The organism is Pelagimonas sp. (assembly GCF_050633425.1).
Taxonomy (GTDB): domain Bacteria; phylum Pseudomonadota; class Alphaproteobacteria; order Rhodobacterales; family Rhodobacteraceae; genus Pelagimonas.
Window position 1 is genome coordinate 294,494 of record NZ_JBOEGM010000012.1, and the last position, 25,423, is coordinate 319,916.

General features: G+C 55.7%; 26 protein-coding genes. 16 read left to right on the plus strand and 10 right to left on the minus strand.

The features are described 5' to 3' along the window. Nucleotides 1-20 precede the first annotated feature (20 nt). A complete protein-coding gene (hemC, locus tag ACRBB0_RS10595; protein ID WP_431374403.1) occupies nucleotides 21-977 on the plus strand; it encodes a hydroxymethylbilane synthase in 957 nt (318 codons plus the stop codon). 115 nt (nucleotides 978-1,092) lie between these two features. On the opposite strand, the gene ACRBB0_RS10600 is transcribed toward hemC, so the two are convergent. Beyond that, nucleotides 1,093-2,076, minus strand: a complete 984-nt coding sequence (locus tag ACRBB0_RS10600) for an NAD(P)H-quinone oxidoreductase (protein ID WP_431374404.1) — start codon at nucleotides 2,074-2,076, stop codon at nucleotides 1,093-1,095. Between the two features lie 69 nt (nucleotides 2,077-2,145). Next, the gene (locus ACRBB0_RS10605; protein WP_431374405.1) at nucleotides 2,146-2,835 is read right to left on the minus strand and encodes a COQ9 family protein; all 690 of its coding nucleotides are present in this window, start codon (nucleotides 2,833-2,835) and stop codon (nucleotides 2,146-2,148) included. A 114-nt stretch (nucleotides 2,836-2,949) separates the two neighbouring features. Between ACRBB0_RS10605 and rpsU the strand changes: the two genes are divergently transcribed. Both rpsU and ACRBB0_RS10615 read left to right on the plus strand, forming a co-directional pair. After that, nucleotides 2,950-3,156, plus strand: coding sequence for a 30S ribosomal protein S21 (gene rpsU / locus ACRBB0_RS10610; RefSeq protein ID WP_049641104.1), 207 nt, complete (start codon nucleotides 2,950-2,952; stop codon nucleotides 3,154-3,156). A 245-nt stretch (nucleotides 3,157-3,401) separates the two neighbouring features. Continuing rightward, a complete protein-coding gene (locus tag ACRBB0_RS10615; RefSeq protein ID WP_431374406.1) occupies nucleotides 3,402-5,147 on the plus strand; it encodes an alpha/beta hydrolase in 1,746 nt (581 codons plus the stop codon). A gap of 23 nt (nucleotides 5,148-5,170) precedes the next feature. On the opposite strand, the gene ACRBB0_RS10620 is transcribed toward ACRBB0_RS10615, so the two are convergent. Together ACRBB0_RS10620 and ACRBB0_RS10625 are read right to left on the minus strand one after the other, a co-directional pair. Continuing rightward, on the minus strand, nucleotides 5,171-6,607 hold the full coding sequence (locus tag ACRBB0_RS10620; protein ID WP_431374503.1) for a D-alanyl-D-alanine carboxypeptidase family protein: 1,437 nt from the start codon (nucleotides 6,605-6,607) through the stop codon (nucleotides 5,171-5,173). Nucleotides 6,608-6,869: 262 nt separating this feature from the next. Continuing rightward, nucleotides 6,870-7,565, minus strand: a complete 696-nt coding sequence (locus ACRBB0_RS10625) for an HAD family hydrolase (protein WP_431374407.1) — start codon at nucleotides 7,563-7,565, stop codon at nucleotides 6,870-6,872. A 138-nt stretch (nucleotides 7,566-7,703) separates the two neighbouring features. Here ACRBB0_RS10625 and clpS point away from each other — a divergent pair, with 138 nt between their 5' ends. The 4 genes from clpS to hemF all read left to right on the plus strand — a co-directional run bounded on the left by clpS (nucleotide 7,704) and on the right by hemF (nucleotide 10,843). After that, nucleotides 7,704-8,030 carry an ATP-dependent Clp protease adapter ClpS gene (gene clpS, locus ACRBB0_RS10630; protein ID WP_431374504.1) on the plus strand — a complete coding sequence of 109 codons (327 nt, stop codon included), beginning with the start codon at nucleotides 7,704-7,706 and terminating at the stop codon, nucleotides 8,028-8,030. A gap of 27 nt (nucleotides 8,031-8,057) precedes the next feature. Continuing rightward, nucleotides 8,058-9,038 carry a methyltransferase gene (locus tag ACRBB0_RS10635; RefSeq protein WP_431374408.1) on the plus strand — a complete coding sequence of 327 codons (981 nt, stop codon included), beginning with the start codon at nucleotides 8,058-8,060 and terminating at the stop codon, nucleotides 9,036-9,038. Nucleotides 9,039-9,105: 67 nt separating this feature from the next. Further along, a complete protein-coding gene (locus ACRBB0_RS10640) occupies nucleotides 9,106-9,906 on the plus strand; it encodes an SDR family NAD(P)-dependent oxidoreductase (RefSeq protein WP_431374409.1) in 801 nt (266 codons plus the stop codon). 46 nt (nucleotides 9,907-9,952) lie between these two features. Continuing rightward, nucleotides 9,953-10,843, plus strand: coding sequence for an oxygen-dependent coproporphyrinogen oxidase (hemF, locus tag ACRBB0_RS10645; protein WP_431374410.1), 891 nt, complete (start codon nucleotides 9,953-9,955; stop codon nucleotides 10,841-10,843). A gap of 28 nt (nucleotides 10,844-10,871) precedes the next feature. Here the strand turns inward: hemF and ACRBB0_RS10650 are convergent, their stop codons facing one another. Continuing rightward, nucleotides 10,872-11,414, minus strand: a complete 543-nt coding sequence (locus ACRBB0_RS10650) for an rRNA large subunit pseudouridine synthase E (RefSeq protein WP_431374411.1) — start codon at nucleotides 11,412-11,414, stop codon at nucleotides 10,872-10,874. Continuing rightward, nucleotides 11,411-11,863, minus strand: coding sequence for a nucleoside deaminase (locus ACRBB0_RS10655; protein ID WP_431374412.1), 453 nt, complete (start codon nucleotides 11,861-11,863; stop codon nucleotides 11,411-11,413). The genes ACRBB0_RS10650 and ACRBB0_RS10655 overlap by 4 nt, the downstream gene beginning before the upstream one ends. A 75-nt stretch (nucleotides 11,864-11,938) precedes the next feature. On the opposite strand from ACRBB0_RS10655, the gene ACRBB0_RS10660 reads away from it, so the two are divergent. The 7 genes from ACRBB0_RS10660 (at nucleotide 11,939) to ACRBB0_RS10690 (ending at nucleotide 18,575) form a co-directional block, all read left to right on the plus strand. Continuing rightward, a complete protein-coding gene (locus tag ACRBB0_RS10660) occupies nucleotides 11,939-12,832 on the plus strand; it encodes a pseudouridine synthase (protein ID WP_431374413.1) in 894 nt (297 codons plus the stop codon). Between the two features lie 78 nt (nucleotides 12,833-12,910). Further along, nucleotides 12,911-13,105 carry a hypothetical protein gene (locus ACRBB0_RS10665; RefSeq protein WP_431374414.1) on the plus strand — a complete coding sequence of 65 codons (195 nt, stop codon included), beginning with the start codon at nucleotides 12,911-12,913 and terminating at the stop codon, nucleotides 13,103-13,105. Between the two features lie 12 nt (nucleotides 13,106-13,117). Next, on the plus strand, nucleotides 13,118-13,948 hold the full coding sequence (locus ACRBB0_RS10670; protein ID WP_431374415.1) for a hypothetical protein: 831 nt from the start codon (nucleotides 13,118-13,120) through the stop codon (nucleotides 13,946-13,948). A gap of 187 nt (nucleotides 13,949-14,135) precedes the next feature. Then, nucleotides 14,136-15,026 carry a 5-bromo-4-chloroindolyl phosphate hydrolysis family protein gene (locus ACRBB0_RS10675; protein WP_431374416.1) on the plus strand — a complete coding sequence of 297 codons (891 nt, stop codon included), beginning with the start codon at nucleotides 14,136-14,138 and terminating at the stop codon, nucleotides 15,024-15,026. Between the two features lie 26 nt (nucleotides 15,027-15,052). Beyond that, complete coding sequence (locus tag ACRBB0_RS10680; protein ID WP_431374417.1) at nucleotides 15,053-16,249, plus strand: toxic anion resistance protein; 1,197 nt, start codon at nucleotides 15,053-15,055, stop codon at nucleotides 16,247-16,249. A 5-nt stretch (nucleotides 16,250-16,254) separates the two neighbouring features. Continuing rightward, a complete protein-coding gene (locus ACRBB0_RS10685; RefSeq protein ID WP_431374418.1) occupies nucleotides 16,255-17,232 on the plus strand; it encodes a DUF2927 domain-containing protein in 978 nt (325 codons plus the stop codon). Between the two features lie 236 nt (nucleotides 17,233-17,468). Then, nucleotides 17,469-18,575, plus strand: a complete 1,107-nt coding sequence (locus ACRBB0_RS10690; RefSeq protein ID WP_431374419.1) for an SPFH domain-containing protein — start codon at nucleotides 17,469-17,471, stop codon at nucleotides 18,573-18,575. Nucleotides 18,576-18,578: 3 nt separating this feature from the next. On the opposite strand, the gene ACRBB0_RS10695 is transcribed toward ACRBB0_RS10690, so the two are convergent. Then, entirely contained in the window at nucleotides 18,579-18,956 is a 378-nt protein-coding gene (locus ACRBB0_RS10695; protein ID WP_431374420.1) for a CZB domain-containing protein, read from the minus strand. 74 nt (nucleotides 18,957-19,030) lie between these two features. Here ACRBB0_RS10695 and ACRBB0_RS10700 point away from each other — a divergent pair, with 74 nt between their 5' ends. Then, nucleotides 19,031-20,152 carry a TFIIB-type zinc finger domain-containing protein gene (locus ACRBB0_RS10700; RefSeq protein WP_431374421.1) on the plus strand — a complete coding sequence of 374 codons (1,122 nt, stop codon included), beginning with the start codon at nucleotides 19,031-19,033 and terminating at the stop codon, nucleotides 20,150-20,152. A 10-nt stretch (nucleotides 20,153-20,162) separates the two neighbouring features. Further along, on the plus strand, nucleotides 20,163-20,606 hold the full coding sequence (dtd, locus tag ACRBB0_RS10705; protein WP_431374422.1) for a D-aminoacyl-tRNA deacylase: 444 nt from the start codon (nucleotides 20,163-20,165) through the stop codon (nucleotides 20,604-20,606). Between the two features lie 55 nt (nucleotides 20,607-20,661). Here the strand turns inward: dtd and ACRBB0_RS10710 are convergent, their stop codons facing one another. The 3 genes from ACRBB0_RS10710 to ACRBB0_RS10720 are packed head-to-tail and all read right to left on the minus strand — an operon-like array spanning nucleotide 20,662 to nucleotide 25,378. Then, nucleotides 20,662-21,843, minus strand: coding sequence for an HlyD family type I secretion periplasmic adaptor subunit (locus ACRBB0_RS10710; protein WP_431374423.1), 1,182 nt, complete (start codon nucleotides 21,841-21,843; stop codon nucleotides 20,662-20,664). After that, nucleotides 21,843-24,017, minus strand: coding sequence for an ATP-binding cassette domain-containing protein (locus ACRBB0_RS10715; RefSeq protein WP_431374505.1), 2,175 nt, complete (start codon nucleotides 24,015-24,017; stop codon nucleotides 21,843-21,845). The genes ACRBB0_RS10710 and ACRBB0_RS10715 overlap by 1 nt, the downstream gene beginning before the upstream one ends. 44 nt (nucleotides 24,018-24,061) lie before the next feature. Next, on the minus strand, nucleotides 24,062-25,378 hold the full coding sequence (locus ACRBB0_RS10720) for a TolC family protein (RefSeq protein ID WP_431374424.1): 1,317 nt from the start codon (nucleotides 25,376-25,378) through the stop codon (nucleotides 24,062-24,064). Nucleotides 25,379-25,423: the final 45 nt, after the last annotated feature.

Genomic DNA, 25,423 nt, shown 5'->3' on the forward strand with positions numbered 1-25,423 from the left:
GCAGCGCTAAAGCTTGCGCCATGACACACAAGCCCACAGCAGATGCCCCGCTCAAAATCGGCACCCGCGGTTCCCCGCTGGCGCTGGCTCAGGCCCATGAAACCCGGTCTCGTTTGATGGCGGCGTTTGATCTGCCTGAGGATGCGTTCGAAATCGTGGTGATCAAAACCACTGGCGATGATCGCAGCTTGATTGACGCGGATCGCCCGCTTAAGGAAATCGGTAACAAGGGCCTGTTCACCAAAGAAATCGAAGATGCCATGCTAAATGGCGACATCGACATCGCCGTGCATTCGATGAAGGACATGCCGACTCAACAGCCCGATGGCCTGATCCTCAACACCTATTTGCCGCGCGAAGACACCCGCGACGCGTTCATTTGCCCAGCGCATGATAGCCTGAACGACCTGCCCCAAGGAGCGGTTGTTGGCACCTCGTCTCTGCGCCGCCGTGCCCAGCTGTTGGCCCGCCGACCCGATCTTGAGGTTGTCGAATTTCGCGGAAATGTCCAAACCCGTCTTAAAAAGCTGAATGAGGGTGTGGCTGTTGCGACTTTCCTCGCTATGGCTGGTCTTAACCGTATGTCCATGACCGACGTTCCACGCTCGGCCATCGAACCCAACGACATGCTGCCTGCGGTGGCCCAAGGCGCGATCGGTATCGAACGCCGCAGCGATGACACCCGCATGGAACTGATGCTGGCCAAAATACACGACACCGATACGGGCATCCGTCTCGCGGCGGAACGTGCGTTTTTGGCAGAGTTGGATGGCTCCTGCGAAACACCCATCGCAGCTTTGGCCGAACTCGACGGTGGCACAATGCGGCTGCGCGGCGAAATCTTGCGTCCAGATGGAAGCAAGTCCTATGCGGGCGAAATCAGCGGCAAAGCCTTTGACGGACCAGAGCTTGGCCGCAAACTGGCCAAGGATCTTATGGCTCAGGCAGGCCCCGGTTTCTTTGACTGGAAAGCCTAAAGGCATACAAAGCTTTGGATGAATCGCGGTGCCGACAGGCTTGCATCATCAAAAGCGCGCGGTAGCGCATAATGTAACAGCGGCCCCTCGCGATAAACGCCAGGGGCCGTTTGTCCTAGCTGATCTTCAAAACGATCTTGCCAATATGCCCAGAGCTTTCCATCCGCGCATGGGCTTTGGAGGCGTCCTCAAATGGAAACTCTGAATCCATCACAGGTGCCACTTTCCCTGCGTCCAGCATCGGCCAAACCTGTTCACGCAATGCCTCCGCAATCCGGGCCTTTGCCAGATCGCTTTGTGGCCGCAACGTGCTTCCCGTAATCGTCAGCCGTCGTGTCATCACTTGTGCAAAATTCAGCTCCACCTTCGGGCCTTGTAAAAACGCGATTTGCACCAAACGGCCATCATCCGCCAAAGCTTTGACATTGAGCGGCAAATACGGCCCGCCGACCATATCCAGAATAAGATCCGCCCCGCCTTCCGCGCGGAGAACCTCAACAAAATCCTCGTCGCGGTAGTTGATCGCCCGTTCGGCCCCCAACGCCAAACAGGCCTGACATTTCTCATCCGATCCCGCAGTCACAAAAACCCGCGCGCCAAATTGCGAGGCCAGCTGGATCGCGGTTGTCCCGATCCCGCTTGATCCACCGTGGATCAAAAACCGCTCTCCCGCCTTCAAACCGCCGCGCTGAAACACATTGGAAAAGACAGTAAAAAACGTTTCCGGAAGGCAAGCCGCCTCTTTCAATCCCAGCCCTTTCGGCACTGGCAAACAATGCGCCGCTGGTGTTGCAACGTATTCGGCATATCCGCCGCCCGGCAACAAGGCACACACCTGATCCCCAACTGCGGGCCACGCGACACCGCTTCCAACCGCAACAACTTCACCCGATGCCTCTAGCCCCGGCAAATCAGACGCACCTGCGGGCGGATTATACATGCCGGCTCGTTGTAGGGCATCCGGGCGGTTCACCCCGGCATAGGCCACTTTGATCACAACGTGCCCGGCAGCGGCTTCGGGCATTGGCCGGTCGCAAGGCTTCAAAACCTCGGGTCCACCATGTTCGGTGATCTCAATTGCGCGCATGGTTTGTGTCATCACAGGGCTCCTTTTCGGCTCCCTCTGTTGGTATCACCCGTGCCGCCCTGTGCAAGTGGTGCGCATGTTTTAGAACGGTCGTCCGCCCGGAACATTGCGCGGTCCGCGGTCCGGGGCTTTGACCTGTTCAAACAGCTTGCCCAACCCCGTCATCACCTCACCAATCACTGGCGCTTTGCGCATCGCGGCTTTGGTTTTCTCAAACTGCATGACGTTCTCGATCCGGCGATCAAGAAACTCCCATGTGGCACTATGCCCCTCGGATTGATCGCCCAACCAGTACAAAACCACCGAAGAATAGACCGCAGATAGCGTCGCGCGCTTGGAATACCAGTTCAAGTCGCGAGACGAATCGCCCATGGCCGACCAGATCCGATCCGACGTGCCCCAGATCAGTTTCGCCCCATCCGCCGCATTTTGCGGCAAGGCAAACAGGGTTGTCCCGCGCTGAACCAATTCGCGATCATCCACCGCCTCGATACGAGCGCGCACGGCGAAGGTGACTTTGTCGCGAATGCGCATATTGTCAAATCCTGCCTGCTCCATACGCGCAACCATCGCGTCATCACCACGCTGATGATACAGTATAGCAAGGTCGAGAGCCCCCCGAGGGCACAGCCCCCGTGCCACTGTCGCATCTAGACCGCTGTCTCGAATCGCTGCGACAAACGTCTCCTCGTTCCAGCCGTCAAACGGCACATGGATGAGCGCAGCATCCAGCAAAGCATCAATCGGGTTGGCAGTGATTTGGTCTGTCATGTCACAGGTTCCTTGGGCAATCGCGGTAAGACTAGACAAATATTAAGCTGCTTGCTATAGGCCGGGTTCCTGCAAATCCTTGCAACACAAACTTAGAAAGGTGGTGAAAACCACATGCAGGTCAGTGTTCGTGACAACAATGTCGATCAGGCGCTCCGCGCTCTGAAGAAAAAGCTGCAGCGCGAAGGCGTGTTCCGCGAAATGAAGCTTCGTCAACATTTCGAGAAACCCTCCGAGAAAAAAGCGCGCGAGAAGGCCGAGGCCATCCGCCGTGCCCGCAAGTTGGCTCGTAAAAAGGCTCAACGCGAAGGCATGATGTAAGCAGTTCTTGTTTACACTGTAAAAGTTAGACGACCCCCGAAGGCCCTGGCTTTCGGGGGTTTGTCATTTATACCGGCGGCTCTACATACCGGCGGCTCTACCTGCAGCTTTTGCAAACCGCCGCGACCACACCATCCAAATGAGGCCACAAGGTAGGGCATCCCCCCCCTTGTCATCGGACCGGACTGCGGTGAAAATCACGCGTGAATGACTTTCTAGAGATGGGTTCAAGGATGGGATTGGCCATGCAAACGCGCTTGTGGTTCTTGATTGCGACATTTGGTCTGGCTCTTGCCTTGTCTGGCCAACCCGTTGTTGCACAGGACATTTCGCGTGTGGTGAATATTGATCGGCTGGCGCAAGTTGACCCACTGAACGCCCTGCGAGAAACCGATGTGGCCCTGCGTGACCCACGGGTTGTCGGAACGCCGCCCGACATTCGGATTCTGTTAGACTTGTTACAATTGCGTGCCGAGTTGCTCGAACAGCTTGGCCAAACGATGGCGGCTGGTGATGCTTGGGCGTCTGTTGCGCGAACCCGCGCCTTTTCCCGCAGCCATTTGCGACAGGACCCCGTGCCTGACTTCAAAAAAGCCGCTGCCCTGTATGAGCAAGAGCGTGCCTTGGGGCGGGCGCGAAGTGTGATCGAAGCGGCGATTGCCGCAGAGCAGGAAACCGGTCTCGAAGACGAAACCCTGCTTGGCCTTTACGAACATCTTGAGCGTCTCGCCTCTTTGGATAATGACCCGAAGGCCGCAGATATGGCGGCCGCGGCGCGCGAAGCTCTGACGGCCCCCACCTTTGAAGCACGCACGCAAGACCCCAAAACCGGGTTTCGCGTCGTGGATGTATATTACGCTACCGATCGTGCCCGCACAGGTGACCCCGCTCCAACTCAGTTCTATGGCAGCGAGCGCAACACTCATCTGGAATTGGGTGTCGCCACCGTCACCATTCCAGAATCTCACATCGCAGGAACGGTTGAACGACCGTCTGTCTGGCGTCTGGAATTTGGCCCCTCGCCGACCAAACATATATTGTTAAAGTCTGTCGAACCGGTGGACGTCACATCCTTCTTTGGCCGTTTGCAGGGCGAATTTGCGGACACTTCGAAACGCGACCTTTTTGTTTACATTCACGGTTTCAACCACAGCTTTGAATATGCCGCCCAGCGCGCTGCGCAGATAACATTTGATATGGGAAATGCGGCTGTCCCCGTCCTGTTCTCCTGGCCATCGCGCAATCGCACGGCCGGTTATTTCGCAGATGCCGCCGTTGTGCGCCTTTCGGGACGACGTCTCGCTGTTTTCTTGGAGGATCTTGTCCAGCAATCAGGTGCGCAAACTATTCACGTTTTGGCCCATTCCATGGGGTCACGCGCGTTGACCGATGCATTGGAAATAATGGCGCTCAAACGGGGGGCAAAACCTCAAGATGCGCCGATCTTTGGACAGGTCATGTTTGCGGCCCCCGATGTCGACACCGATCTTTTCGGGGCAATGGCGCGCGTTTTCAAGCCTTTAGCGAAACGTATGACATTGTACGCCTCCTCAACGGATTGGGCTTTGGTCTCGTCTCATAAATTGCACGGCGCGTCGCCTCGGGCTGGGCTGGGCGGTGATCTTTTGCTGTCGGCAGATGGGCTTGATAGCATTGATATGACGGCCATGGGCGAAGATATGTTGGCCCACAACTATTTTTCCAACGACAGCTCTGCCCTCGCGGATATGGCGACCTTGTTCTGGCAAGATGCGTCACCCGAACAGCGCTGTGGCTTGCAGGTCCGCGGGGAAAGCTCGCAATCCGTATGGGACTATCGAACTGGACAATGCCCGACCAACGAAATGATCAGCGTCTTTTCAAACTTGAAGCAACACAACATCAGCAAAAGCGAAGAGGCCCGCAAACTGGTGGTCGAACTGGTTCCCGACCAAGGACGGACCGAATTTATCCTATCCCTGATCGAACGTATTTTGACGGATAGTCGTTGATCCGCTGATAACCGATCTGATGATCAACCTGGGCCGATCATAAAGCACGTGACCTGACGAGCCTGAAGGCGTTTGCATGCAAGCTCCGCCGTGTCACGGGATAAGCCCATGAAGTTCGCGTCAAAACCACGTTTGCCTTTGATAACCTTGCGCAACGATCCGTCCAAAGTGGCGGTTTCCGTCAAAGCGGTCTTCAGCAAGACTTTTTCGGCAGCAAACCGGCTTGGATATCGGCCAATATTGATGCCCCAATGTCGACCACCAGACGTGGACAGACGCGTAACGACTTCGGCTTTTCGCGATGGCGTGGCGACGTCACGCGGAGCGGCTGCGGCCACTGCGACATTGGCGGGACGAACCATCGGTTTGACAGATGCAGCCGGGGCCACTCCCGTTTGGGTGGGAGCAGCGGTCGCAACATTCTGAACTTGTTTGAGCATGTTTTCGATGTCGTCTTGCACACCAGCCACCATGAGCGTCGTATCAGGAACCTGAACGCGCCGCGCTTGCGGACGCAGGCTTCGGGTGACCGCAGCAGATGCAACGCGAACTGACTTTGCGCCTTGATCGGGTTTCGCAACAGGCGCAGGCGCTTCAGCGACCACGGTCTGCTTTTTGCCGGACCCTCTATAGGGCGGCTTGCGTGGGGCACGGAACGACACACGCGTCGGCGCGCGCTTGAACCCAAGATCCAGCAATTCAGCGACTTTGGCGTTCCGCGTGGCAGTTGATCGCCCACCGAACACGGTGGCAATCACACGTTCACGACCACGTTCTGCCGATGCAACAAGGTTAAATCCCGCAGCACGGGTGTACCCAGTTTTGATACCATCCGCGCCGCGATAACTGCTGAGCAATCGGCGGTTAGTATGGGCAACCTGCCGCACACCCGCATCAGCGGTTTTGCGCGAAAACAGGTTATAATACATGGGGTAATCATAGATAACGTGCCGACCAAGGATCGACATGTCGCGCGCAGTGGACAAATGCCCGTTTTCGGTCAGACCATGCGCATTGCGAAAGGATGTTCGCGTCATGCCCAGCGCCTTTGCGGTGCGGTTCATCCGACGGGCAAAGGCCGCCTCCGATCCCTCGATGGCTTCGCCAATCGCAGTTGCCGCATCGTTGGCCGATTTCACCGCGGCAGCCCGCACCAAGTAGCGCAGTTTGATTTTTTGCCCCGCTCGCAACCCGAGTTTCGACGGAGGCTCCGACGCCGCATGAGATGAGATTTTGACCAGCGTGTCCATGCTGATTTCGCCGTTCTGCACCGCCTCAAAGGCGATGTAGAGTGTCATCATTTTGGTCAAGGATGCCGGGTGCAGCCGTGTATCCGCATTGCGCGCATGCAAGACTTTGCCAGAGCGCGCGTCCATCACCAAAGCTGCGTAAGGGGCAGCCATAGCGCTGAGCGGCACCAATAGCGCCAACCAAATAAATGTGAATATGTACAGGCCCATACGGCCCGATTGCCTGCGACGTCCCGTCACGATCTCTGCCTTTTACTGCCTCGTCGCCCCCGATTTTTCGGTGGGCTATTATTGTTATGTCTCTGACTTTAGCATGAAAATCACATTCAGAAAAGCCTGCAATCCATTGATTTTTCGTAACTTTATGTTAACCCCGCCTTCAACATCTTGCGGTACAGGCGCATCGTGCCCCTAGACCGGCCATTAAGGCGCAATTGTGGCAAATTAAGGCTAAATTGTGGCAGGGATTCTATCACTGCAATTTGGCAACCAAAGCCGACAATTCCGACAGGTCCTGCAACGCGTGATACCGTGATGATTTGGGCGGTTCGGCATGTTCCAAATCCCATCCAAGATCATGCGGAACGAACACCCCCCAGCTTCCGGCCTCAATCGCAGGTCGAACATCGGACTTCATCGAATTGCCGATCATCATCGCCGCTGAAACCCCGCCGTCCATTCTTCCAAATATCCGTTCATAGGTTGCCGGAAGCTTGTCAGACACGATTTCGACGGCGTCAAACAACTCGCCCAACCCGGATTGCGCCAGTTTGCGTTCCTGGTGCAAAAGATCACCCTTGGTGATCAGCACCAGATGATGACTTTGCGACACGGCCTCAACCGCTTCACGCGCATGAGGTAGAATCTCCATCGGATGATCCAGCATATCACGCCCGGCATCCAAGAGTTGCGAAATCACAGAGGCCGGCACCTTGCCTTTCGTGACTTCAATTGCGGTTTCAATCATCGACAAGGTAAATCCTTTGACCCCAAAGCCATAGTGACCAATGTTTCGCCGCTCAGCCTCAAGAAGGCGGGCATCGAGGTGATCCGCCTCTACGTAGTCACGCAAAAGCTCTGCGAATCGTTGTTGGGTCAAATTGAAAAACCGCTCATTATGCCAAAGCGTATCATCCGCATCGAAGCCAATTGTGCGTAATTTCTTCACCTTTCACCTCCTTGCATTCGCGCGCCCCCTTTTCGTCGCGGCCAGACAGGTTATATAACCGGGCTAACCGCACGAAGGTAAAGCACACTGCTCATGACAAACACTCTGACATTCCCGATGAATGCCCAGAATTTCACCATGACCGGCCAGAACGGCCCGGGTGATGATGACGGTGATGCAGGCATTGCGGTTCAGACCCGCCCAAAAACCAAACGCCCGCCGCTATATAAGGTGTTGTTGTTAAACGATGACTACACCCCGATGGAGTTTGTCGTCCATGTTTTGGAGCGCTTTTTTGGCATGACTCACGCGCAGGCATTTGAAGTCATGCTGACAGTTCACAAAAAGGGTGTCGCGGTGGTCGGCGTGTTTTCGCATGAGATAGCCGAAACAAAAGTCAGTCAGGTGATGGATTTTGCCCATCAGAATCAGCACCCGCTGCAATGCACCATGGAAAAGGAATAGGCCCGCGCGGGTCGTTCTGAGATGAGCATGGATCGCCTCACATTTGCCGTGACAAATGCCGGACTTGCCTTGCCTGCGGGAAAAGTTGGTCTGTTTGGTGCCTTATCGGCCGACGGGCTTGGCCCGCTGGACCCGGCTCAGGTCGACGTCATTCAGAGCTTTCACCCCGAATTCACCACATGGGAAAAACGCCTTACGACAAAGCCAAGCGCCGATGGGCCCTATGCGGTGGCCATCGTAACGCTGCCGCGTGTTCGGGAATTGGCGCAGGACAGAATCGCCAGGGCTGCCCAGGCAACACCCGGCGGATTGATCATCGTCAATGGCGCGAAAACCGACGGGATTGAACCGATTGCCAAGGCGCTGAAAGGCAAAGTCACTTTGCTTGGAAATGTCTCCAAGGCGCATGGCCGCTGCGTTTGGTTCATGGCGGATGATGCGCTTGCCGACTGGCTGCGCCCCGACATGTCCCGCAACGTCGAAGGCGACTTCACCGCGCCCGGTGTGTTTTCCGCCGCCGGTGCTGATCCGGCCTCAAAGGCATTGGCAGCGGCGTTGCCGGAATCGCTCAAGGGCCGGTTCGCGGATTTGGGGGCCGGTTGGGGCTGGCTTTCGCGCGAGATTCTCAAGCGTGATGGTGTCAAAGAGCTGCATTTGGTTGAGGCTGACTTGGCCGCGCTCAACTGCGCAAAGGAAAATGTCGACGACCCCCGCGCGGTCTTTCATTGGCACGATGCCACCACTTGGAAAGCGCCCGGCGCGCTTGATGGCATTATAATGAACCCGCCGTTTCACACGGGGCGCAAAGGCGAACCAAGTCTGGGACAGGCCTTTATCACAAGCGCCGCCCGTCTTTTGGCACCGCATGGTCAGGTTTGGATGGTCGCCAATCGCCACCTGCCCTATGAGACCACATTGGAAACCAGTTTTCGCGACGTTGCTGAAATCGCAGGCACCTCTAAGTTCAAAGTCCTGCATGCATCCCGTCCCTCTCGCACACGGCGATAAGTTCGGATAACGTCCCCCTGCAATGGTGCCCGAAAAGGCACGCTAAATAGGTGAAGGAGTCTCACTTATGGGTTTTTCCATCGAAGGTAAAACGGCCATTGTTACTGGCTCTGCTAACGGCGTCGGGTTGGCGATTGCCCGTCATTTTGTCGACAAAGGCGCGAATGTCATGTTCGCTGACATGGACGAAGACAGCCTTGTCAAAGAATGCGGTGTCGCCCCGGAAGAGGGGAACATGCGCTACTTCGCCGGGGATTTGCGCGAACGCTTGACCATGGCCAACCTGTTGTCTGCAACATTGGATGCCTTTGATCGCGTCGATATCTTGGTGAATGGATCGCGGCAAACAATGCAATCATCGCCGCTGGATTTTGACGATGGGTCCGTTGAACAGATGCTATCGCAAAACCTGATGACCTCGCTCAGGCTGAGCCAACTGGTGGCCAAGCGGATGATCAAACAGGCCGACGGGCAGGAAGAAGGGCAAGTTGGGTCGATTATCAACCTGTCCTCCATCGCGGCGCGGCGCACCCATCCTGAATTGCTTGGTTACTCGGTGTCCTGTGCGGCGCTGGATCAAATGACGCGGTCGATGGCTGTAGCCCTTGCCCCTGAGCGTATCCGCGTCAACGCTGTTGCCTTTGGCTCGGTGATGTCGGCAAGCCTGCGCGGCATTCTCAAGGAACACAAATCCTATCGCAGCGATATTGAACAACACACGCCGTTGGGCCGCATTGCCGCGCCCGAAGAATTGGCCGAAGCTGTTCAGTTCCTGGCCTGCGAAGGGTCCAGTTTTGTCACTGGGCAGATCATGACCATCGATGGTGGTCGCACCCTGCTAGATCCTGTCGCAGCCCCTGCGCATTGATGCCCCATCCGGCTCGGGTTAGACAGCAGACGACAGGGAGTACACTATGACCGACGTTTTTGCCGACGAGAAAACCCGCGCCAGCAATTGGTTCCGCAGTTTGCGCGATGAAATCGTGTCAGCCTTTGAAGGGCTGGAAGACAGCCACGCGCAGGGGCCATTCTCGGATCAACCTGCGGGCCGGTTTGAAGTGACCGAAACAACACGCCATTCGGATGACGGATCAGATGCAGGTGGCGGGTTGATGAGCGTCATGCGCGGCGGTCGCGTTTTCGAAAAGGTTGGGGTCAATGTCTCGGCGGTGTTTGGAACCCTTGGGACTGCCGCCCAAAAATCAATGGCTGCGCGCGGTGTTCCCGGCATTGAAAAAGACCCACGCTTTTGGGCCTCGGGCATCAGTTTGGTTGCCCATATGCAAAACCCACACTGCCCTGCTGTGCATATGAACACCCGGATGTTCTGGACCCCAAATGCGTGGTGGTTTGGCGGAGGGTCAGATTTGAACCCCTGCCTGGAATATGACGAAGACACTGCGCATTTTCACGACACGCAAAAATCCCATCTCGATCCGCATGGCGACACGCTCTACCCAGAATTGAAGGCATGGGCGGATGAATATTTCTATATCCCGCATCGCAACCGCGCGCGTGGGGTTGGCGGCATCTTTATGGACGACCGCAACACAGGTGACTGGGAGGCGGATTTTGCCCTGACCCAAGACATCGGTCGCGCGTTTTTGCCCGCCTATGTTCCCTTGGTTGAAAAACGCCGCACAGCTGCGTTTGGAGAATCGGAAAAAAATGCCCAGTTGGTGCATCGTGGGCTCTATGCCGAATACAATCTGGTTTATGATCGTGGCACCAAGTTTGGCTTGGCTACTGGCCATGATGCGAATGCGGTTTTGATGAGCTTGCCACCAATGGCAAAATGGGTTTGAGATCAGAAAAACCAGCCCAAAGACACGGCTAAAGCTTGCGCCATTCGCCTGAACTCAACCCGTCTAACCCCCATTCGCCAACCGACCAACGCACCAACCGCAAACACGGCAGCCCAACATGGGCTGTCATACGCCGCACTTGACGGTTGCGCCCTTCGGTGATGGTAAGACTGATCCATGCATCTGGCACAGTTTTGCGAAACCGCACCGGTGGATTGCGCGGCCATAGGTCAGGTCTGTCTATCAGCGCCGCCTTGGCTGGTCTGGTCATCCCGTCCTTTAGCTCAACCCCTTTGCGCAAGGCCTGAAGCTGATCCGGCGAAGGTGTCCCTTCTACTTGAGCCAAATAGGTCTTGGGTTTCTTAAACCTCGGGTGGGCAATTTTGGCCTGCAAACGGCCATCATCAGTCAGGACCATGAGCCCTTCGCTATCGCGATCCAAGCGACCAGCCGGATAGACGCCCGGAACATCTATGTAATTGGACAGGGTTTCGCGCGGGCTGCCTTCGGTGCCTTTGTCCGTAAACTGCGACAGAACACCAAACGGTTTGTTGAACAAAATCAATGTCATCCGCGCCGCTCCGCAAAGAAGGATTTTAAAATTCCGGCAGCATCCTCAGATGCGATACCATCATAGACCTCAGGCGTGTGATGGCATTGCGGGTGCGCATACACCCGCGCGCCCTGGGCGACTCCGCCCGACTTTGGGTCTCCGGCACCGTAATACAGCCTCCGAATACGGGCGAATGAAATTGCCGCAGCACACATAGGGCATGGTTCAAGCGTCACATATAAATCATGGTCTGGCAGGCGTTCCACGCCCAACGCGGCACAGGCATCGCGAATGGCCAAAACCTCGGCATGGGCGGTCGGATCGTTAAGCTCGCGGGTCCGATTGCCAGCTCGGGCGACAATCGCGCCAGAGGCATCGACGATCACCGCGCCAACCGGCACTTCGCCACGCGTCGCGGCGGCGCGGGCTTCGGACAGTGCAATTTCCATATGGCTTCGAAAGGTCATGACGCCCTATAGCCTCTGACCGTCAAATGGGCTAGTCGTGTTGCCTTGTTCCCTATTCGCCAGAGATCGCAAGACATGACAGCTTCTGAAACACCCAAAGGTGATCGCATCGCCAAGGTCATCGCCCGCGCCGGTATTGCCAGCCGACGTGACGCTGAAAAGATGATCGAAGCTGGACTGGTTGAGGTCAACGGCGAGGTGATCAAGCGCGCCGCACTCAATGTGACCGAGGCTGATGTCATTGTCGTGGATGGGACCGAATTGGCCGAACCAGAAGAACCGCGCCTGTGGCTGTATCACAAACCCACCGGGCTTGTGACCACCAACAAAGATGAACAGGGCCGCCCGACGATCTATGACGATCTTCCCGAAGACTTACCGCGTGTAATGAGCGTTGGTCGTCTTGACCTCAACTCCGAAGGGTTGCTGTTGCTGACCAATGACGGTGAGGTCAAACGCAAACTGGAGCTGCCTTCAACCGGGTGGTTGCGGCGGTATCGTGTACGGGTGAATGGCCGCCCAACTGATGAGGTCTTGGAGCCATTGCGCAAGGGGATTGTTGTTGATGGCCAACGGTTCCAGCCGATGACGGTCACAATTGATCGCCAACAAGGGGCCAATGCCTGGCTGACTGTCGGCCTGCGCGAAGGTAAGAACCGCGAAATTCGCCGCGCGATGAACGACATCGGATTGTTTGTGAACCGGCTGATCCGCATTTCATATGGGCCGTTTCAATTGGGTCAGGTCAAACAGGGCGACGTCGAAGAGGTGCGCCGTAAAATTGTGCGCGATCAGTTGGGCTTGGCCACGGAACAACCGGTCGGAACCGCCAAGCGCGCTGTGTCGCGCACCCGCAAACCGGGTATCGGTGCCAAACCCAAGGCGGTCCGACCAAACACCAAAAGGCCAAAGCCAACCGGACACAGACCAACCGGTGCCAAGCCAACTGGTCCCAAGCGCGGCCGTTAACCCACGGTTAACGTTTCTCGAATTTACCCGCGTCCTGCCCAGATTTTGCCCCGATTGGCGCGCAAGCATGAACGTATGATGACCACGTTTCTTGCTCTTGCGACTCTTGTTGCCACGGTGTTCCTGATCCTAGCCAATCTTCGGATGGTTGCGCGGGATACCTTTGACGCTTTGGCCAACTCGACTATGCGCGCCCATTCTGAAGGGCAGCTTTTGCCGCGCATCGCCTTCGCCGCCCTTTGGGTGATGATTTTCGCATTAAGCTGTTTCTAGCCGGAGGGGCCAATGCGCAATCTAAGACAGCACCATCCGCTCCCAGACGTTCCGGGTTTTGACTCAGGTCTCAATGTCATGTTTCTCGCGGCCTTCCCGCTTGTGCTTTGGTTGTTTCAAGGCTCACTGAGCGGCATCGCCACGGCCTTGTTTGAAATGGGTCTGTTTTCTTTGGCCTTGCGCCTGATCTCGCGTGGTCAAGAGCTGCAACGCGTCTATGACATGTCCCAGGTCGCCAAATCTCCCAGACTGCCACGCAAAATAATCGGTTCAGTGTTGATTGGAATCGTTGTTTTGGTTCTGGCCGGGCACCACTTCCCAACCTTTGCAGCCCCGCTATTGATCTGTGTTGTTGCAACCGGCCTCAGCCTGATGGCCTTTGGGATTGACCCAATGACCGACAAAGGTCTGGACAATCCAGACCTTCTGAACCGATTAGCCGCTGAACAAGCTTGGAATGCGACGGATGAGTCGCTCACGGCGATTACGGATCGTATTGCGCAGCTTGACGATGCCGATTTGACCCTAAAATCCGAGGCCACCCGTGCCATGGTCATTCGCTTGATGCGCAGTTTTGGCACTGCCCCCCGCGATTTGGCCCGCATCGGCAACTTGGTTCGGAAATTCACGGATATTCTACAAGCTGAAACGATCCGCCTCGAATCAGCTTGGCACAGCGATGACTATCTGTTGGCCCGCAAGCGATTTGTTCTAAAGCTGACGGTTCTGGCCCAAAGCTTTGAAGCACACGCCAGAGAGGGCAGTGAACGCAGTGGTCGTGATGCCTTTGACCTCGAAGCTGACCTTCTGTTGGACCGGATGCCGCATGAATCGGCGGCGTGATTCCAGTCTGACGCCCATTCCACCCAGTTCCCCCTAGCAAGCTCACCAATTTGTGCCTAAGTTACAAGGCGAAACCAGACAAAACCGGGGGGTTCCATGTCCGGAAGCGGCTTGCAAAAGCTAAGTTACACTTTGTTGATCGTCCTTTTATTCGGCTTGGCCTCTGGCTGGCTGGGAGGGCTTTGATTTGGCTCAACGCTTTGGTGGGCAATTTAGCCCCGACGACAATTCCGACGATCCGATAGATACGGCCCCGCGCTCCGGGGCTTATCACAAGGCGCAGGTTAACCCTGTTGGCGCGCGATCAAACGTGATGTTTTTACCGCCGATCGTCCTTGCGGCCACATCCATCAACGACGGGGCCATTGGCATGGCGGTTGGCCTTGCGGGCGCTGGGGTGTTGATCCTCGGCGCATGGTTGTTGCGCGAAGGATTGGGGGCCGAGGCCGCCTTTAATGAACGCAAAGTCGCCAGACGCCCCGGTTTTCCGCGAAAAATTGCAGCCGCTGTTTTGACCGGACTTGGTGCAGGTATCGCGGCCTATAGCTCTGAACCCGGCATCATTGCGCCACTGATTTTCGGAGCTGCGGCGGGGGCCCTTCACATCGGTGCCTTTGGCATTGATCCGATGAAAGACAAGGGCATGGAAGGCATCGATACCTTCCAGCAAGATCGCGTGGCCCGCGTCGTAGACGAAGCCGAAGCGCATCTCGATGCGATGGCCGACGCCGTGAAACGTGCCGGTGACCGTCAGGTCGAGGCCCGCGTTGAACGCTTTCAGATCAAAGTGCGCGAAATGATCCGCACCGTCGAAGAGGATCCGCGTGATTTGACCGCTGCCAAGAAATTCCTGGGCGTCTACTTGATGGGTGCCCGCGATGCTGCGGTTAAATTTTCCGATATTTATGATCGCAGCCAAGACCGTCAGGCGCGCAGCGATTTCATGATGCTTTTGACCGACCTTGAGGAAAGTTTCGGCAAAAAGACCGAAAAGCTTCTTTTGGATAACAACGCCGATCTGGCGGTGGAAATTGATGTGCTGCGCGAACGTTTGCAGCGCGAAGGTGTACGCCTGTAACAGGCGGAAATTAAACGGGGGATCCCATGTCTGAGAATGTTCGTAAGCAAGCCGAAGAGGCGCTGGCCTTGGTCGATGAAGTAAACGCCGTGATTTTGCCGGAGCCCGGCGAGGCAAACGCGATTGTTCCATTGGCCGAAGCGGCACCTGAAGTGGGTGAAGAAATTCGCACCCGCATGGATGAAATCGACATGGGTGACACCAATTCGATCGTGTCCTTTGGCTCGGCTGCGCAGGCAGAACTGCAAGAAATTTCTCAGGCGATGCTAACCGACGTGCGCAACAAGGATGTTGGCCCGGCTGGCGATGGTCTGCGCGATATGGTGACAACCATTCGCGGGTTTTCGGTGTCAGAGCTGGACGTGCGCCGTGAGCGGTCGTGGTGGGAAAAACTACTGGGACGCGCTGCGCCTTTTGCAAAGTTCACCGCTCGTTTTGAGACTGTTCAAGGCCAGATCGACAAGATTACTGACAGCCTGCTCAAGCATGAGCATACATTGCTCAAAGACATCAAATCGCTAGACTTGCTCTATGAAAAAACGTTGCAGTTCTATGATGAACTGGCGTTGTATATTGCCGCGGGCGAAGAAAAGCTCAAAGAGCTGGACGAAAAAGACATTCCCGCAAAAGAGGCCGAAGTTCAGGCTGCGGCGGAAAATGATCAGGTTATGGTTGCTCAGGAACTGCGTGACCTAAGAGCCGCGCGCGACGATCTTGAGCGTCGGACACACGATCTGAAACTGACTCGTCAGGTGACGATGCAAAGCCTGCCATCCATCCGTTTGGTTCAGGAAAACGACAAGTCGCTGGTGACCAAGATCAATTCGACATTGGTCAACACCGTACCACTTTGGGAAACCCAGCTGGCGCAGGCGGTTACCATTCAACGCTCTGCCCAAGCCGCCGTTGCCGTACGTGAAGCCAACGACCTGACCAATGAATTGCTGACCTCAAACGCCGCCAACCTTCGCGAGAGCAACAAGATGATCCGCACAGAAATGGAACGGGGTGTCTTTGACATTGAAGCCGTGAAACAGGCCAACGCAGATCTCATCGGCACCATTCAGGAAAGCCTGCAGATCGCCGACGAAGGCAAAGAGCGTCGTGCCAAAGCCGAAGCTGAGCTCAAGAAAATGGAAGCGGAACTCCGCGATACATTGGCCTCGGCCAAAGCCCGCAAAGATGGTGTTGGCGACAACGCTGCAACTGCGGTTCCGGCCTAAAACACTTGCGTGGGCGTAGGTTCCGACTCGCCTCAGCGGCATTGATTGGCGTCACGGTCCTATTGGGCTGTGACGTCTCTACACTTGCGCCCCGCAAAACAACCGTGACTCCAGAAGTGCGACCCGCCGGGTTGGTCCCACCCCCGACACCAATTGCGGTGCCAGCCCCGCCTAAAACCCGGTCAGCGGCCAGCAAGGGGCTTTCTGATTACTACGCTCGCGTCCAAAATGATCTGTTGGTCCGCGGGTTATTACGGACAGACGGCGGCGGCCCAGATACCGTTTTCACTGACACAATGCTGGTTCGCAATTTCGAGCAAATTGCGTTGGCCGAAGAATATGAACGCGGGGCCGGATTGAAACCCTCGTCGGGATCGCCGAGCGCTGTCAAAAAATGGACAAAACCGATCCGAATGGTCACCGAATTTGGTGCCGGCGTCCCAAAAGACCAAATTGCAGAAGATCAGGCACGCGTTGAGGCCTATGCCGCACGCTTGGCGCGGATCACCGGCCATCCGATTCAGATGAACGCCAATGACCCCAATTTCCATGTTCTGTTCATGTCCGAAGACGACAAAACTAAAATCGCGCCTCGTATCAAGCAACTGGTCCCAGATGTCACCCCCTCGGCTTTAACAGTTTTTGACGATCTGCCACGGTCAATCCACTGTCTGGTTGTTGCCTTTTCCGACACGCCCAATGGCTATGATTACGGGCAGGCCATTGCCATCATTCGCTCAGAGCACCCGGATCTTTTGCGCCGTTCTTGCATACATGAAGAGATCGCGCAGGGCCTGGGTTTGGGAAATGATGACCCCCGCGCACGCCCATCCATTTTCAACGATGACGATGAATTCGCGCTTTTGACACAACATGATGAGATGCTGTTAAAAATTCTCTACGATCCGCGCCTGAGACCCGGTATGTCACGCGAGCAGGCCCGTCACATTGTTGTCGAACGGGCCACCGCGCTGGTTCCGTAGCCGATCAGGGCCGCGACCGGTCAACGCACTGTGAGACGAAACTGGCCTTTGAGACATGGTTTTCGGACCAATTCCAATCTTGTGTGCAGGAGGCACAGGCCCGTGTCGGCCCATCCCAGGCCAAACTGGCACTGTAATCAGCCTTTTCCCCCGCGATCACACACAGGTGGAGGTGGAAACCAAAGGCCCGAATGGTTATCTTTACCTTATCAACGACCCAAAAGGGACCGAGTTTAATGGGCATTTTTGATTTTCTTTCCGGCCAGTTTATCGATGTCATCCATTGGGTGGACGATACGCGCGACACGATGGTTTACAGATTTGAACGCGAAGGGCACGAGATCAAATACGGGGCCAAGCTGACTGTTCGCGAAGGTCAAGCGGCCGTTTTCATTCACGAAGGCCAATTGGCCGACGTTTTTACCCCTGGGCTGTATATGTTGGAAACCAACAACATGCCCATCATGACATCGCTGCAACATTGGGATCACGGCTTTAGCTCTCCGTTCAAATCCGAGATCTATTTCGTCAACACCAACCGTTTCACGGACCTGAAATGGGGAACAAAAAACCCGATTATGTTGCGTGACCCAGAATTTGGGCCGACGCGCATTCGGGCCTTTGGATCATACTCGGTAAAGGTGGCTGACCCAGCGCTGTTCCTGAAAGAGATCGTTGGCACCGATGGTGAATTCACCATGGACGAGATCAGCTTTCAGATTCGCAACATCATTGTTCAAGAATTCAGCCAATCCATCACCAAGTCGGGCATCCCGGTTTTGGACATGGCCGCGAATACCGGCGACGTTGGCAAACTGATTGCTCAGGCCATTGGCCCAACAATCGCTCAATACGGGCTGGAGCTTCCTGAGCTATACATCGAAAATATCTCGCTCCCTCCCGAAGTTGAAAAAGCGATGGATACCCGCACCTCGCGTGGGATCACAGGCAACCTTGATGATCACATGAAATACAAAGCTGCCGAAGCCATGGGCAAAGGCGGAGCGATTGATCAATCCATGGGCATGGGGTTCGGAGCCGGTATGGGCATGAATATGGCCGGTCAGATGGCGGGCACCATGGCACCGGGCGGTCAACACCAGCCTGCGGGCATGGCACCTCCGCCCCCACCGGTTGAGCATGTCTGGCACTTGGCCGTTAACGGTCAAACAACCGGCCCATTTTCGAAGGCCGATCTGGGTCGCATGACGACCACAGGCGAGTTGAGCCGCGAAACCCATGTTTGGACCGCAGGCCAAGACGGCTGGAAGAAAGCCGGCGACGTGCAGGAACTAGCACAACTATTCACAGTTATGCCGCCGCCGCCTCCGCCAATGGGCTAAAGCTTAGGATTGGGCCAGCCTACGCAGGCTGATAAGCGCAGTTTTCAAGGCGTCTGTCGCCTTGGAATAGGCAGGCCCATCCAATTCATCGCTAGCGGTACTTTGGTTGCCGCGTTCAACCATTTCAGCGATGCGCCCCGCTTCTTTGTGAAAATGTGAATGCGCTTTTGCAACGGCTTGAAATTCCTGTAGGCCCATCAGCTCCGAGTTCTTTCGGGAGCCTGATATCCAAAGCCCCAACCCACACTGATCGTCACACGCAATGTCTTTGGCCGGTTTTGGCAATTGTCCAGTTTGTACAGCGTGACGCAACCGCACCTTCCACTGGCTATGCGCAACCAACGCCTTGCCAACATTTTCTTCAATCTCGGGTTTGTTCATAACAAGGACTCCCTCTTCGAATCTTATGGGCGTAACATGCGGCAAATACTGTTTATCGAAGATTAAGAGCTCATATGTCTGAATTTTCCGACCCGTCCGTGCCGGACACACCAAAAGAAGAACATCGATTTCCTTGCGATCAATGTGGAGCTGATTTTCGATTTGATCCCGATGCCGGTGAAATGGTCTGTGACTTTTGCGGAAATACCGCGGAAGTCGCTGAAACGGGTCCTTGGCAAGGCGGCATTCGTGAACTGGATTTTAAGGCCGCCATCAACAACTTGCTCCCTTTGCAGGAACTCGAAGAAACCCGCGTGTCACAATGTCCGAATTGCGCGGCGCAAGTTGAATTCGACCCCGATCTTCACGCATCAGAATGCCCCTTTTGCGCAACCCCAGTTGTCACCGACACGGGCGAACACCGACACATTAAACCCAAAGGCGTGCTGCCCTTTGGATTGGATGAAGACACCGCGCACGACGCCATGACGGATTGGCTCGGCAAGCTGTGGTTTGCCCCCAACGGGTTGCAAGAATACGCCCGAAAAGGGCGGAAAATGAACGGCATTTATGTCCCGTATTGGACATATGACGCTGATACCAAATCGTCTTATTCGGGCGAGCGCGGAACGATTTATTATGAAACGCGCACTGTCACTCGGGGCGGCGAAACCCGACAGGAACGGGTTCAAAAAATCCGCTGGTCTCCGGTATCGGGTCGAGTAGCGCGGTTCTTTGACGATGTTTTGATCCTTGCCTCAAAAGCGCTGCCCAAGAAATACACCGATGCCTTGGAGCCATGGGATTTAAGTGCAATGGAGCCCTACCGCCCTGAATTTCTGGCAGGATTTCGGGCCGAAGGGTACCAAGTTGATCTTGATGAAGGCTTTGATGAGGCCCGCATCATCATGGATCGGCAAATTCGTCGCGATGTGAAATTCGACATAGGAGGCGATCGCCAACGTATCCACGGGCTCAACACTCAAGTGTCTGATATCACGTTCAAACATGTGCTTTTACCGGTTTGGATGGCGGCCTACAAATACCGTGGCAAGAGCTATCGCTTTGTCGTAAATGGGCGTACCGGCCGTGTCAAAGGCGAGCGGCCCTGGTCCGCTTGGAAGATAACCTTTGCCGTCGTTTTGGGGCTGATCCTTGCGGCCGGTGTCGGTTATGTCGTCGCGATGAATCAATAAGGGACAGACTATGCGGGCATTATTACAACGGGTTTCAGAGGCCCGCGTCGATGTTGATGATGAAACAATCGGAGAAATTGGACCCGGACTTTTGATCTTGATCTGCGCAATGCAGGGTGACACCGAGGCACAGGCGGACAAGCTCGCTGCCAAGATCGCCAAGCTGCGCATTTTCAAGGATAATGACGGGCGGATGAACCGGTCGGTCAAAGATATTGGCGGTAGCGTTTTGGTGGTGAGCCAGTTCACGCTGGCCGCCGACACGTCGCGCGGCAATCGCCCAGGCTTTTCCGCCGCAGCCCCGCCTGCGCAAGGCGAAGCACTGTATGACTATTTCGCAGCCCAGGTAAAAGCCCAAGGACTGCCTGTCGCCACGGGTCGATTTGGGGCCGACATGAAAGTCAGCCTTTTAAACGACGGTCCGGTGACAATCTGGATGGACAGCGAGGCGTGAGTGACCAAAACCCGCACATGGGTTTTGCGATGTTCGTCGGCGAAATTTGGGAGGCTTATGGCTCCCGGAACGCCTCACGCGATTTATACAACGGTTTGAGCAGATACTGCAAAACGGTCTTTTCTCCGGTGTGCAACTCGGCCTGCGCCTGCATCCCCGGGCGTATTTCCATCGCGGCCTGACGGTCAGTCATTGATGACATATCGACCCGGATCGACACCTTATAATGCGCTTCGGATTCAGGGCGACGCTCGTCTTTAAACGTATCCGCCGAAATCACATCAACCCGGCCTTTGAGGGTGCCATAGATTGTGTAATCATACGCCGTTAGCTTGATTGTCGTTTCCTGACCAGGGCGGATATTGGCGATATTTTCAGGTTTCACCTGCGCCTCGACAAACAGCTCTTCATCCACCGGTATAATCTGCAAAATCTCTTCGCCCGGACGCACAACTCCGCCAATGGTCGTCACACTGAGATTGTTGACGATCCCATGCATCGGCGATGTCAGAACGGTCCGGTTCAACTGGTCTTGCGAAGCCTTGAGGTTTTGCTGCAACGTGGACAGCTCTTTCAACGTGTCCGAGTATTCCTCAGCCCGAGCCAATTCTGTTTGCGTAACAATCTCATCATAGAGCTTCTTAGCATCCGCTTGCGCCTTTCGGGCGCGGGTCACTTCGATCAGCGCAACAACCTTTTTCTTCAAAAGGTTTTCCATCAGATCAAGCTCGCTTTGAGCTTGGGTCAAAACACTCCGGGCACCTGAGCTGCGGCTCATGAAATCGGTGTGGCGCGCAAACAAAAGCGCCTTTTCCGAGGCCACCATTTGCGGTGAGCGCATCGCCAAAGAAGCGGGGACGTCAAAGCTCGACGCCCCCGCCAGTTCGGCCTCGAGCCGCAGGCGGCGGATCTCGAGGGCGGTGATTTGATCACTCAGGTCATCGACCGAGCTTTTGAATTGTGTGCCATGCAAGCGCGCAAGCACATCGCCCCGCAAAACTTCATCACCTTCCTTGACCAACAGCTCCGACAGGATGCCGCCTTCAAGGTTTTGGATGATCTGCGGACGAGACGAGGAAATGATCTCTCCCTCGGCCCGGACGATTTCGTCGACCCAAGCAAAGGAAGCCCAGATCACAAAAGCCCAAACCGAAATGGCGCAAAGCCAGATTGTCATTGATGGACCGTTCATGTCCTTAGACAATTGCGCGGCAAGATTGGTTGAAGATACAGCCATTATGCAGCCCCCTGTCCGGCCGTGCGCAGATGATCAAGCACCTGATCACGCGGCCCATCAATCGCCAATCGACCATTGGCCAAAATCATCGTCCGCGAGGCCAAAGACAAGATCGGCACACGGTGTGTTGCGATCACGGCTGTCCGTCCTTGCAACCAACTCTCCAGTCGTGAAATCAACGTCTTTTCAAGGGTCTGATCAAGCGCCGCCGTTGGTTCATCCAACAAGCAAACATCAGGATCCTGCAGCCAAAGCCGCGCCCAGCCAATGCTTTGGCGCTGACCAACCGACAAACCTTCACCGCCATCCCTGATTTCAAGGTCAAGGCCCTTGGGGTGAGACTTCACAAACTGCCCAAGCCCGGCGAAATCCAGAGCTTCAAACAAGCGTTCGTCATTCCGCTCCATCATGTTGAGGTTGAGATTGTCGCGAAGGGTTCCGTGGAACAAACGCACATCCTGCCCCAGATACCCAATGGTCCGACGCAGGTCGCGCGGCTCAATCTGGGACATTTCTGTACCGTCAATCAAAAGCTTGCCCGACGTCGGTGCATAAAGCCCGGTCAGCATTTTGAGCAACGTCGATTTGCCCGATCCGTTTGCCCCCAAAATGGCCAAGACCTGACCCTTCTGGATTTTCAACGCTTGCAAATCCAAAACCGGCGCACCTTCGGGATCATAGTGATAGCTTGCGTCGCGCAGCTCGTATTCACCACTTAACTTTTCGCGACGCAGATAGGTGCGTTCGGTCGAGCGGTCACAATCCACATGGGCAATCGCATCCAGACCATCCAATGCGCTTTTGACATTGCCCCACCGGGCCATAATGCCCGACAGCTGGGTCAAAGGGGCCAGTGTGCGCGATGACAAAATGCCGACGGCAATGATTGACCCAACGGTGAAGTCACCGGCGAAAACAAGATAGGTCCCGGTGATGACCGCCCCCACATAGGTCGCCTGTTGAACACCTTGGCTCCAAAACGTCAGGGACGCTGCCAATTTGCGTTGCTCCGAGGATTTCAGAGCCTGAACGGCTGTCAGCTCTTCCCAGGTTCGGGCAAAACGATCTTCGGCGCGCTGAGTTTTGATTGTATCAAGCTCAACCACCACCTCTTGCAAGAGCCGCGATTGTTTCGACGAAGCCCCCTGCATTTCTTGGGTCAAGCGGATCATCTTTTTCTGCATCAAAAAGCCAGGAACGACCATCAGGATGCCGCCGGCAATCAGAATCCAGACAACGGAACCCGCGATAGACCAAACCAGCACCAGAAAGACAAAGATAAACGGTATATCCGCCAAAGCTCCGACGGTTGAGGCGGTAAAGAATTCACGAACCGAGCCAAATTCCCGCATGGCTGAGAACAGTTGCGACGGTGATCGGCCAACCAAATCGGATCGCATGCCAAGCAAACGATCCATCAAGGTCTTTTGCACGCCAAGTTCGATCTGGCGCCCTGCACCGTCCAACAATTGCGACCGCGCAACCTTGAGAAACGCTTCAAGCAACAACGCCAGACCAGCCCCAGCGGCCAGCACCCAAAGCGTTGCTTCGGATTGATGCGGGATCACCCGATCATAAACCTGCAAGGAAAACAGGGCGACCGAGACCGCCAATAAGTTGGCCACAAATGAGCCGAGCGCAACCTCGCCGAAATGGCGGCGGAAGCGGCTGAAATGACCCCAAAACCAATGGCTGTCATCCGCAATTTTCGCATGGGTTTCTGACAACACCTGAACAGGCGCTTCGGCCCGAACCAATCGGCCAGAGAAATAAGGCCCAAATTCGGCGATCGCGACCTCGGACCGGCGGTCTGTTCCGCTCTCATCGTAGATCGTCAAACCACCGTCTTGCTGCCCAAGCACCAGCACTGTTTGCCCATTGGACATCAGCGCAATCGCAGGCCAAAGCGTCGGCACCAAGCTATCGGGTTCTTCCAACTCGGCAATCATGCCCGCGGCTTCAAGCCCGGCCTTTAGCGCGACCTCATCATAGCTGTCATCGCATCCTGCTTCACGCACCAGCGCTTCCAGGATGTCATGTTGGCGCGCCTCGACACCCATTCGACTTGCCAGCGTCAGGATCATGTCGGCACGCGATAGCGCTTTTTCTGAGTACCGGGATTTGCGGCCAAGACCGCCGCCTATCCCGTTTCCTGCAGGTACGGCGCGCAGCATCGCGTCTTTGGCGCGATCTGCCATGCGGAGGATCTGAGGGGAGGTCAAATCTGCGCCCCTTCGGCCAGACCACCACGCAAACGAGCCAGTTCAAGCTCAGCGCGGGCCGCTTTGTATTTCAGGTCAATCTCGCGGGCAAGCGCGACAATATAGGTCTCATACACACCAACTACATCCATTACTTGTCTTTGACCGCCATCATATTGCGCCTGGAACAGATCCAGGTTTTCTTTGGCCTGTTTCGAAAGCGTCGCGGCCTCAATGGCTTGGCGCCGAAACGCATCAAGCTGCCGGGACTGAGCTGCGATGTCACGCGCAGCATCCTCTCGGGCTTCGACAACCCGGCGCGCGGCTGTTTCCTTGACCACTTCCAACGCTTCAAATTCCGCCATCGTTCCAAGGCTGAACAGGGTATCCGTCGTGACTTCGACCCCCATAGACGTGGCGCTTTGGCCGCCAGATGCGTTGGCCGACAAGCCGGGCAAGTGACCGGCACGGCTAATCTTGGCTTCGGCGATGGTGCGTTCCTGTTCACCTCGGGCCCGCAAAACGCCTAGGGCTTCGGCAGTGCTATCGGCCCGCAATCCGCCAATTCCGCGCAAGTCATTCAAGTTGCGCGAAGACATGGCGTTGAGTTCGGCCATGGCGGTCACTGTTGCTTCTTGGGCTTCGCTTGAGCGCGCTCGCATGGATGAAATCTTTTGCTTCAGCACGTTAAGGTCTGACATATCCGAAATGCCGCCATCAACACGCTGCTGCATGACCCATTCAAATTGGCTCATGTCTTGGATTTCAATCGCAAGTCGGCGGCTTTTGTCACGGTTGTGCTCAGCTTCAAGATACAGCGAAAGCGCTTCGTGCACCCGTTGATTGCCGTCCTCAACCAGCGTCACCGCCGCAAGCTCAACATTGGCTTTGGCAAGGTCACGCTCGGCCTTTTTGCGACCATTGTCAAAAATGACCTGATTGATCACCAGATCAGCGACAAAATCGCCAAGCGAGTTCAAAGAGACCCGCGGTCCTATCGACGGTAGCCAATTATACTTGGCCGCCTGCTCACGCAGCCTTGCGACGCGCAGTTCAGCCTCGGCCACCCGGGCGTCTGACGCGATCACCGCATCGGCAACGCGGCTATAAGGGGTCCCGGAAATCAAAACCGCCTGCCTACCCTGAAGCTCTCGGATAATCTCCGAGGCGTCCGAGGCGCGGACAACCGCCTTTTTGGGTTTGCTCGCCGGGGCACTGGCTTGTGGCTCAGCCCCCTTGAAGCGAGAGACAACGCCCTCACCCATATCTTTCATGCATCCGGGCAGCATCGCGACAGCGATGATCAAGCCCAGGCTCCGCCTGCTCATACTCATGGTCGTGCCCCCGTATCGGCGCGATTATAGTTATAATTTTTTCGG

Coding starts and splice junctions, on each gene's coding strand:
- ACRBB0_RS10620 (WP_431374503.1), bottom strand. CDS start 6,607: ATGGGCCTGTACATATTCACATTTATTTGGTTGGCGCTATTGGTGCCG.
- ACRBB0_RS10660 (WP_431374413.1), top strand. CDS start 11,939: ATGACAGCTTCTGAAACACCCAAAGGTGATCGCATCGCCAAGGTCATC.
- ACRBB0_RS10665 (WP_431374414.1), top strand. CDS start 12,911: ATGACCACGTTTCTTGCTCTTGCGACTCTTGTTGCCACGGTGTTCCTG.
- ACRBB0_RS10635 (WP_431374408.1), top strand. CDS start 8,058: ATGGATCGCCTCACATTTGCCGTGACAAATGCCGGACTTGCCTTGCCT.
- ACRBB0_RS10695 (WP_431374420.1), bottom strand. CDS start 18,956: ATGAACAAACCCGAGATTGAAGAAAATGTTGGCAAGGCGTTGGTTGCG.
- clpS (WP_431374504.1), top strand. CDS start 7,704: ATGACCGGCCAGAACGGCCCGGGTGATGATGACGGTGATGCAGGCATT.
- ACRBB0_RS10710 (WP_431374423.1), bottom strand. CDS start 21,843: ATGGCTGTATCTTCAACCAATCTTGCCGCGCAATTGTCTAAGGACATG.
- rpsU (WP_049641104.1), top strand. CDS start 2,950: ATGCAGGTCAGTGTTCGTGACAACAATGTCGATCAGGCGCTCCGCGCT.
- ACRBB0_RS10690 (WP_431374419.1), top strand. CDS start 17,469: ATGGGCATTTTTGATTTTCTTTCCGGCCAGTTTATCGATGTCATCCAT.
- ACRBB0_RS10640 (WP_431374409.1), top strand. CDS start 9,106: ATGGGTTTTTCCATCGAAGGTAAAACGGCCATTGTTACTGGCTCTGCT.
- ACRBB0_RS10680 (WP_431374417.1), top strand. CDS start 15,053: ATGTCTGAGAATGTTCGTAAGCAAGCCGAAGAGGCGCTGGCCTTGGTC.
- ACRBB0_RS10605 (WP_431374405.1), bottom strand. CDS start 2,835: ATGACAGACCAAATCACTGCCAACCCGATTGATGCTTTGCTGGATGCT.
- hemF (WP_431374410.1), top strand. CDS start 9,953: ATGACCGACGTTTTTGCCGACGAGAAAACCCGCGCCAGCAATTGGTTC.
- hemC (WP_431374403.1), top strand. CDS start 21: ATGACACACAAGCCCACAGCAGATGCCCCGCTCAAAATCGGCACCCGC.
- ACRBB0_RS10715 (WP_431374505.1), bottom strand. CDS start 24,017: ATGCTGCGCGCCGTACCTGCAGGAAACGGGATAGGCGGCGGTCTTGGC.
- ACRBB0_RS10655 (WP_431374412.1), bottom strand. CDS start 11,863: ATGACCTTTCGAAGCCATATGGAAATTGCACTGTCCGAAGCCCGCGCC.
- ACRBB0_RS10720 (WP_431374424.1), bottom strand. CDS start 25,378: ATGAGTATGAGCAGGCGGAGCCTGGGCTTGATCATCGCTGTCGCGATG.
- ACRBB0_RS10650 (WP_431374411.1), bottom strand. CDS start 11,414: ATGACATTGATTTTGTTCAACAAACCGTTTGGTGTTCTGTCGCAGTTT.
- ACRBB0_RS10700 (WP_431374421.1), top strand. CDS start 19,031: ATGTCTGAATTTTCCGACCCGTCCGTGCCGGACACACCAAAAGAAGAA.
- ACRBB0_RS10615 (WP_431374406.1), top strand. CDS start 3,402: ATGCAAACGCGCTTGTGGTTCTTGATTGCGACATTTGGTCTGGCTCTT.
- ACRBB0_RS10670 (WP_431374415.1), top strand. CDS start 13,118: ATGCGCAATCTAAGACAGCACCATCCGCTCCCAGACGTTCCGGGTTTT.
- ACRBB0_RS10600 (WP_431374404.1), bottom strand. CDS start 2,076: ATGACACAAACCATGCGCGCAATTGAGATCACCGAACATGGTGGACCC.
- dtd (WP_431374422.1), top strand. CDS start 20,163: ATGCGGGCATTATTACAACGGGTTTCAGAGGCCCGCGTCGATGTTGAT.